Source organism: Streptomyces atratus (assembly GCF_900119365.1).
GTDB classification, from domain to species: domain Bacteria; phylum Actinomycetota; class Actinomycetes; order Streptomycetales; family Streptomycetaceae; genus Streptomyces; species Streptomyces atratus_B.
The window spans coordinates 1-8,070 of the sequence record NZ_FPJO01000074.1; the positions used below are offsets into that span (position 1 = coordinate 1).

Consider the following 8,070-nt stretch of genomic DNA (forward strand, 5'->3'; position numbering starts at 1 on the left):
TCGGCCCGTGGCGCTCCCGGCGACGACGGGAGCGTGGTTTCGGGGTCTGCGGTTGGTGTCGGTGGACGGGACGACCTTCGACCTTCCCGATACGCAGGCCAACGCCGCCTTCTTCGGACGGCCGGGAACGGGGCGTGGCCAGGGCAGGAGCGCGTATCCGCAGGCCAGGGCCGTGGCCCTGGTCGAGTGCGGTACCCACGCCGTGTTCGCCGCCGACGTCGCGCCACTGGCGGTGCATGAGATGGCCCTGGCCCACCGTCTGTTCCCCTCGCTGACCAGAGGAATGCTGCTCCTGGCGGATCGGGGCTTCCTCGGCTTCGATCTGTGGCGGGCCGCCGCGTCGACCGGCGCGGACCTGTTGTGGCGGGTCCGGAGCAACGCGGTCCTGCCCGTGGTGGCCGCGCTGCCCGATGGCTCGTATCTGTCGGAGATCGTTGCCGCCCGGGACAAGAACCGGCGGGCCGACCCGGCACAGGTCCGCGTCATCGAATACGCCTTGGGCCCAGGTGGGGAGGGCGCCGTTTACCGGCTGGTCACCACACTCCTGGACCCGGCCACCGCACCGGCCGTGGAGCTCGCCGCGCTCTACGCCGAGCGCTGGGAGATCGAGACGACCTTCGACGAGATCAAGATCCACCTGGGCGGACCCGGATTCGTCCTGCGCTCCCAGCATCCGGTCGGGGTCGAGCAGGAGATCTTCGGGTTCCTCCTGGTGCACCACGCCCTGCGCGACCTCATGCACCAGGCCGCCCGGCAGGAGAGGGAGGATCCGGACCGGATGTCCTTCACCCGCACCTTGCGCGTCGTCCGCCGGCAGACCACCAGCCAGGCGGGACTTTCCCCCCTCCCGGCTCACCCGGGCACTGAAGCAGACCCTGCGTGAAATCACCGAACGCCTCCTGGAACCACGGCGGTTACGGTCCAACCCGCGAGTGATCAAACGCAAAATGTCCAACTGGGCACTCAAACGCACCGAACACAACAACCCACCTCGCCCGGCCACCCCCGCCGTCACCCTCGTCGAACCCACCAAAACATCCCCAACTCCACGAATTAAGCCCTAAAGCACCGGTATTGAGGCTAGATGACCGATTCCAAGGGGCCTGATGAGGGGAGCCAGGTTCATGCGCCGCCAGCCAGTCATGCGCGCACTGACCGCCTACGACCACTGGAACCACCATTAAGCGAAGATCAACAGTCACCCTGTGTACGCGACCACACGAAGTGGACCAGAGCCTGACTCAGATGCCGGGCACCGGTGAGGGCGGCGTGCCGGGCGCTGATCAGTGGTGGAAGCCGACGCGGGTCGAGTCGCGCGGGTGTCCCTCGTCGAGGCGCTTGATGGCCCTTCGCATGTCGCCGGCGAGGAGCTCGACCTCGTCCCGGTCGACACCGTGCCGCACGAGCACGCGCTGGATCACGGTCTCCTGACGGTTCGGCGGCAGTGGATAGGAGGGGACCTGCCAGCCGCGCATGCGCAGCAGGTCGGACAGGTCGTACAGGCTCCAACCGACCGAGCCGGGATCGGTTAGCGTGTAGGAGACCGCGGGCAGCGCCCCGGTGCCGTCGTACAGCAGGGTGAAGGGGCCCATGTCGGCGACCTGCCGGGCGAGGTGCTGCGCCGTGTCGGCGCATGCCTGGTAGACGCGCCGGTACCCTTCGCGGCCCAGGCGCAGAAACATGAAGTACTGGGCGATGACCTGCCCGCCGGGGCGGGAGAAGTTCAGGGCGAGGGTCGGCATGTCGCCGCCGAGATAGTCGACATGGAAGACCAGGTCCTGCGGCAGGGCCGCTTTGTCGCGCCACAGGGCCCACCCCACGCCGAGCGGGGCCATGCCGTACTTGTGGCCCGAGGCGTTGATCGAGGCGACCCGGGGCAGGCGGAAATCCCACTGCAGGTCGGGGTGCAGGAACGGGGCGATGAACCCGCCCGAGGCCGCGTCGACGTGGAGGGGGATATCGAGACCGGTCTCCTCATGGATGCGGTCGAGCTCGGCCGTGATCTCCGCCACCGGCTCGTACGTGCAGGTGTAGGTCACCCCGAGGATCGCCACGACGCCGATGGTGTTCTCGTCCACGTACTCGCGCAGCTGGTGCGCCTGCAGGCCGGTCGCCCCGGGCTCCACCGGGACCTGGCGCAGCTCTACGTCGAAGTAGCGGGCGAACTTCTCCCAGCACACCTGCACCGGCCCGCACACCAGGTTCGGCCGGTCGGTAGGCAGTCCGGCGGCGCGTCGACGGTCGCGCCACCTCCACTTCAGTGCGAGGCCACAGAGCATGGCGGCCTCGCTGGAGCCGGTGGTGGAGCAGCCCATGGCGTTCTCGGCTCCGTCGGTGCCGGCGGGCGCGTGCCACAGGCCGGCGAGGATGTTGACGCACCGGGACTCGATCTCCGCGGTCTGCGGGTACTCGTCCTTGTCGACGATGTTCTTGTCGAGGCACAGGTCCATCAGGTGGCGGACCTCGTCGTCGGTCCAAGTGGTGCAGAACGTGGCCAGGTTCTGGGCCGCGTTGCCGTCGAGCAGGAGTTCGCTGCGCAGCAGCTGGTAGACGACGTTCGGGGGTGCCGGCAGATCCGGCATGGCCCGCTTGGACAGGGGCTGTTCGCTCAGCGGGGACGTGAAGATGTCGGCGGCCGGGTCGGTAGCCGCTCGGGCGTTGTGCAGAGCCACCGGTGGCACCTCTCGCATCGTCCTGCTGTGTCTCTTGAAGGCTATGGGTGGGCACCAGCGCGCGACAGCGGGCGTACTCCACCCAGGGCACGGCGGCAGGTAGCGAGGTTGACATCCCGGGCCTTGTGCCGACCTCCCTGTGGCTTTGTCGCCGAGAGTCAGGTTCTGGCACAGATCTTGGGGAGCCGTCGCGGGCCATACAGGTGCCCTACCGTGGCAGGATGGCCTCATGTTGATCCGAAAGGGCGATGCCGCGTAGGCGTCCCAAGGTCGTCCGTGCAGAGCGGTGGCGGCCACGACGGCAGTATCCGGTCCTGAGGGTCCGTGGTGTCTCCGCGCGGACTCGTGCAGCGATCCGCCAGGTCGAAGACCAGGAGATGTGGCCCAACGCGGTCGCTAATGCGCTTTCTCGTTTCGAGTGGGCTTTTAAGCAGCCTGGACGATATCTGAACGCCTCCGAGGCCTGTTCGCCTGGGATAGAGGTGGAAGATGCCCGTGATGACCTGGAGAGGGCGATGCTGCACCTTCCTCCCGGAGCCAAACGGGACTTGGGCCGACTGATCACACGCATCGATGCGGAATTCGAGCGTCGTACCTTGCCGGAACCCAACTACATCGAGTTGGCGATGTTCGGCTGGTGGTGGACCAGAATGCGTGAACGCTGACGGGCCTCCGGCTCATGACCTCCCCTGCACTCGAACGAAACCGTCACTCTCCGCGACCGCTCCCCAAGGTCTGTGCCAGAACCCGTAGCTCACCGACAAAGCCACAGCAGGTTTCGCCGAGAAGACAAACGAAGTAGCCCCTGACCCGCGCCTGCTTGGGGGGTGAGCGCTGGTTTGCGGCCGCTGCAGGCGCCGCGATGTCTGGCCGCGGGCCTCCCGGTGGTCCGCGACGCGCGGCTACACGGAGATCGCCCCGGGCTGCACGGTCATCGCCGACCCCTCCGGCCCTGCGTGGCCGCTTGAGCGTCAGGGCCTCGGTGTGAGGTCGTCGGAACGGCCAGCCTCGAGTCGTGACCACTGAGGGATGGGGCGTCCGTTGCTCCGCAGTCGGACGTGATCGGCGGGCGTGCCCTGAACGCGGGGCCAGCCGGAGGGCGAGTCTTCCCACAGCTCCTGACGTCCGTACACGGTGAGGTCCATGAGTGCATAGCTGTAGTCCATGGCCTCTACGCCGCGCAGGGTCGTCCAGTAGGTCTCGAAGATGCGGTCGCCGTCCCGTAGGTAGCACACGAGGTGCATCATGCCGACATGGCGTCCGACCAGGAGCACGTCCTGGGAGGGGACTGCCGAGTACCACGGCACGTCCCAGCCCATGAAGTCGCGGTAGCGGCGGCTTGCCTCGTAGGGGCCCTGGCAGAAGACCGCGTAGGTGATGTCGCGCGAGTGAAGGTAGGACAGCTCCTCAACCTGGGTGGTGACCCACGTGCAGCCTTCGCACTGCTCGGCCGCGGGGTGGCCGTGGTGCCACATGAAGTAGTAGGCGATGAGCTGGCTGCGCCCTTCGAACGCTTCTAGCAGAGTGACCGGCCCGTCGGGCCCCGTCAGCTCGAGATCGGCGGCCACCTCGACCATGGGCAGGCGCCGTCGGGCCGCAGCGATCGCGTCACCTTCCCGGGTGTGCGCCTTCTCCCGCACCCGCAGCTTGTCCAGTTCTGCCTGGAAGGTGGCCCGGTCGGCCACCGCCGGCAACGCCGACGCGCGGTCGGCCGTCCTGTTCTCCTGATCAGTCATGACCTCGTCCTTTCGTCCCTTCGCCGGCCGGCGTCCGCTGCCAAGGCGAACATGATGTCGTCACTTGCTCTGCTCAGCCTGTTTCGCCAGGCATGGTCACCGACTCCGAGCGAGTCGTAGAGGGACTCCAGGATCACATCCTTATCGATCACCGGAAGGCTGAGGCGCCTGGCCAGACTCCGTGCCAGGGGGCTCTTCCCGCTGCCCAGCAGACCTGAGATATCCACGAACGCGACGCTACTCACAGGGGTCAGTATCTCGACGCCATCAAAGGCAGGCCAACTCGGCCGCTCAGTCTCACCCATGCACTGACGTCCATCCCTCCTGAACATTTCCGAGCCCGTCGACCTCCAACTGCTGCCCAGAGTGCCGGACAAAAGCGCGCAGCAAGCAGCTGACCAGCTGAACCGTCCCGGTTCCCGGTTCTGGACCAAGGACCACACCGTCCCGGTTCCCGGTTCTGGGGCGGGCTGGGGCGCCGGTCGCATAGCAGAGGCGTTCGCAGGGCCGGGCGGCGTGCCACAGGGCGCTCGTCCGGCTGCCGGGGCGCAGGTGTGATCAAAGGACGCGAGCCAGTGCGTCCGGCCCCACGAAGTGCAATGGTGGCTCGCTGCGCAGGAACCGCAACACCTCCTCCACGGCACTCGCGCCGAGCCGCTGACGGCACTCGGCGGTGCCCGCCGCCTGATGAGGGGTCAGCAGAACGTTCGGCAGTTTCCGGAACAGGTGGCGGACCGGCAGTGGTTCGGTGTCGAAGACGTCGATCGCAGCGTCCAGCCGGCCCGCCGACACCTCCGCCAGAAGCGCGTCCTCGTCGACGAGCCAGGAACGGGCGGTGTTGACCAGACCGGCGCCGTCGGGCAACAGCGCCAGTTCGCGCGCACCCAGCATGCGCCGGGTCTCGGCGGTGGCAGGGGCGTGCACGGCGACGATCCGGCTGCCACGGAGCAGTTCGTCCAGCGGCACCACCCGTACCGCGAGCCGCTGTGCGTCCTCGGCCGTCAGATACGGGTCGGTGACCGCGACCTGTGCCCCCAGTGCCCTCGCCAGCTCGATGTACGCACGACCGGTGCGGGACGCTCCGATGACGCCGATCGCACAGCCCTGGACCTCGTGCCGCGGCGGGGCCTGGCTGGCCTCGTCCCAGTCGGCTCCGCCGCGCAGCGCGTGGTCGAAGCGGTGGATGCGGTGCAGCAGGGCGAGGGTGAACGCCAGGGCCACCTCGGCGACCGGGCGTGCCATCGCGTCACCGGCCTGGGTGACGAGGATCCCGCGCCGGAAGACTTCCTCGGTGACGTACGGGGCGACCGCCGATCCGGTGTGGGCGATGATCGCCAGTCGGTCAGCGACGTCGAGGAGTTCCTCGCTGAGGCGGGGCGTGCCCCAAGCGGTGATCAGGGCACGGGCACCGGGCAGCGCCGCACCGAGTGCGTCCCGGTCGGTGTGCTCGTCGAGGACGGCCGGCTGCGCCGCGGCGCAGAGGCTCTGCCACACCGCGGGGGTGAAGAACTGCTCACGAAGGTGCGGGGGTACGGCGACGACGACCCGCGGCAGGCGGGCCGCCCCCGGGTCAGGAGAGCCAGTCATCGACGTGCTCCGCGACGAAGTCGTCGTCGGTGAGCCAGGGGTAGGCCGTGGCGACCCGGGTGATCTCTTCGGCCTGGCCGGGAGACAAGACCTCCTTCGGATCGAGACACCAGATGCCCTCCAACAGACCCTGGCGGCGCAGCACTTCATGGACACCCGCGATACAACCGCGGAATCCGCCGCGCACGTCGAACACAGCGCTGTTGGCGTCGGTGAGCTCCGGACGGCGGGCGAGGCAGCCGACCATGGCGTCGTGGTCACCGGCGCGTGCCCGCCGGACCTGATCGAGGAGGGTGACGGCGGAGCCGGTCCAAACGGCCCACTGGCCGAGCAGCCCGCCGGCGAACCACCGCCGAGTGCCCTTGGTCTCGTACGGGGTGAGCAGGTCACCGATGATGTCGTCGTCGTTGCCGGTGTACAGGGCGACCTCGTCAGAGCGATCGGCGGCCGCCACGGCCCGTACGACATCGGCGGTGCGGTAGCGGTCGAAGGGCGCGATCTTGATGGCCGCAGTGTTCGGCAGGTCTGCGAATGAGCTCCAGAACGACGGTGAGAGATAACGGCCGCCGACGGCCTCCTGGATGTAGAAGCCGATCACCGGCAGCACCTCGCCGACGGCGCGGGCCCGGTCCAGCAGCCCCTTCTCGTCGGCGCCGGGCACGGCGGGGCTCAACAGCACGGCGTCGTAGCCGAGGGAGGCTGCGAGCTCGGCTTCGGAGACGGCCTGCGCGGTGTGGCCGCACGCCCCGGCGACGGTGACGACGGGGTGGCCGGCCTCGTTCCGCACGGTCTCGGCGGCGAGTTCGAGGACCGGTGCCAGCAGGCCGATGCCCGGTTCGCGGATCTCGAACTGGGTGGTGTGGACGGCGACGGCGAGGCCGCCCGCGCCGGAGGCCAGGTAGTAACGGGTCAGTGCGCGTTGCCGGCGTTCGTCGAGCTTGCGGTCGGCGCCGAGGGCGAGTGGATGAGCGGGGATGACGGCTCCCTCGGCGAGCACGTCCATCGGAGTGCGTGCCGGGGCTGCCGCGGCCGCCGAGGAGGGTACGGGTTTGGGAGTGGTCGCGGCTACGGGGCCGGGTGCAGGCGCGGTCGCGGCTGCGGGCGTACGGGACACGGGGATCAGAACCTTCCGTCGCGGACTTGGAACTTGGTGGGCTTGCCGGACAGCGGCAGCCCGCGGCGCAGCCAGTCGGCCTGCCACTCGACGAGGGTGCGCAGGGTGACGTCCGGGTAGCCGAACAGGGCGTGGCAGGAGCTCGCGTCGGACAGCAGCGCGGTCGGAGCCTCCTCGCCGGCGATCACGGGATCCTTGCCGAACTCCTCACCGAACCAGTGCGCGAGCCGCCTTACGGACGCGGTCTCGGGCCCGGTGAGGTTGAGGGTGAAGGGCTCCGGAGCGGAGGTGTGCAGCAGGGATCGCAGCGCGACCTCGTTGGCGTACCCCTGCCACACGACGTTGGCGTGGCCGGTGGTGACGTCGACCGGCTCGCTCGCCCGGACGGCGGAGGCGATGTCGGCGAGGACGCCGTAGCGCAGGTCCACCGCGTAGTTGAGACGGATGGCGGCGACCCGGGTGCCGCGGGTGAGGGCCGCGTGCGAGAAGATCCGCTCCCGGCCGAGGCACGACATGGCGTACTCGCCGACCGGCCCGACCGGGTCGTCCTCGGTGCACCCGCCGGAGGACACCGGCACCTGTGGATAGACGTTGCCGGTGGAGAACGCGGCGATCCGCGCGTCCGGCCAGCGGCGCGCGACCCGGTCGGGCAGGGCGGCGTTGACGACCCAGGCGTGCGAGGGGGCGTCCGCCGAGCCGAACTTGGCGCCGACCATGAAGACGAGGTTCTCCGCGTCGGGCAGCTCCTTGAGGTCGGCGGCCGGATCCATGAGGTCGAAGGGCACGGTACGGACCCCGGCGTCCTCCAGCTGTTGTGCCGCGGCCGGGTCGGACCAGCGGGAGACGGCGTGTACGGTCAGGTAGGTGCGGCCCGCGGCGTCCAGCGCGCGGCGGGCCAGCCGGCACAGGCTGGGGCCCATCTTGCCGCCGGCGCCGAGTACCAGCAGATCGCCTTCGAGGC

Annotated in this window: 7 protein-coding genes; 2 read left to right on the forward strand and 5 right to left on the reverse strand. The window is 69.2% G+C overall.

Going from position 1 to position 8,070, the window contains the following annotated elements:
* The coding region (locus tag BT364_RS38605) for an IS4 family transposase (protein ID WP_072489785.1) at positions 1–883 on the forward strand (883 nt) is incomplete at its 5' end.
* Positions 884–1,283: 400 nt separating this feature from the next.
* On the opposite strand, the gene BT364_RS38615 is transcribed toward BT364_RS38605, so the two are convergent.
* Complete coding sequence (locus BT364_RS38615; protein WP_107408416.1) at positions 1,284–2,690, reverse strand: glutamate decarboxylase; 1,407 nt, start codon at positions 2,688–2,690, stop codon at positions 1,284–1,286.
* A gap of 359 nt (positions 2,691–3,049) precedes the next feature.
* Between BT364_RS38615 and BT364_RS38620 the strand changes: the two genes are divergently transcribed.
* On the forward strand, positions 3,050–3,337 hold the full coding sequence (locus BT364_RS38620; protein WP_072489787.1) for a hypothetical protein: 288 nt from the start codon (positions 3,050–3,052) through the stop codon (positions 3,335–3,337).
* Between the two features lie 306 nt (positions 3,338–3,643).
* Here BT364_RS38620 and BT364_RS38625 read toward each other — a convergent pair whose 3' ends face one another.
* The 4 genes from BT364_RS38625 to BT364_RS38645 all read right to left on the reverse strand — a co-directional run.
* On the reverse strand, positions 3,644–4,408 hold the full coding sequence (locus BT364_RS38625) for a DUF899 family protein (protein WP_072489788.1): 765 nt from the start codon (positions 4,406–4,408) through the stop codon (positions 3,644–3,646).
* A gap of 558 nt (positions 4,409–4,966) precedes the next feature.
* Positions 4,967–5,995, reverse strand: coding sequence for a hydroxyacid dehydrogenase (locus BT364_RS38635; RefSeq protein ID WP_072489790.1), 1,029 nt, complete (start codon positions 5,993–5,995; stop codon positions 4,967–4,969).
* Positions 5,979–6,998 carry a dihydrodipicolinate synthase family protein gene (locus BT364_RS38640; protein WP_072489791.1) on the reverse strand — a complete coding sequence of 340 codons (1,020 nt, stop codon included), beginning with the start codon at positions 6,996–6,998 and terminating at the stop codon, positions 5,979–5,981. The genes BT364_RS38635 and BT364_RS38640 overlap by 17 nt, the downstream gene beginning before the upstream one ends.
* A gap of 116 nt (positions 6,999–7,114) precedes the next feature.
* Positions 7,115–8,070 (reverse strand): NAD-dependent epimerase/dehydratase family protein (locus BT364_RS38645; RefSeq protein WP_072489792.1); only part of this gene is annotated, 956 nt, incomplete at its 5' end.

Coding starts and splice junctions, on each gene's coding strand:
- BT364_RS38640 (WP_072489791.1), bottom strand. CDS start 6,998: ATGGACGTGCTCGCCGAGGGAGCCGTCATCCCCGCTCATCCACTCGCC.
- BT364_RS38615 (WP_107408416.1), bottom strand. CDS start 2,690: ATGCGAGAGGTGCCACCGGTGGCTCTGCACAACGCCCGAGCGGCTACC.
- BT364_RS38635 (WP_072489790.1), bottom strand. CDS start 5,995: ATGACTGGCTCTCCTGACCCGGGGGCGGCCCGCCTGCCGCGGGTCGTC.
- BT364_RS38620 (WP_072489787.1), top strand. CDS start 3,050: ATGTGGCCCAACGCGGTCGCTAATGCGCTTTCTCGTTTCGAGTGGGCT.
- BT364_RS38625 (WP_072489788.1), bottom strand. CDS start 4,408: ATGACTGATCAGGAGAACAGGACGGCCGACCGCGCGTCGGCGTTGCCG.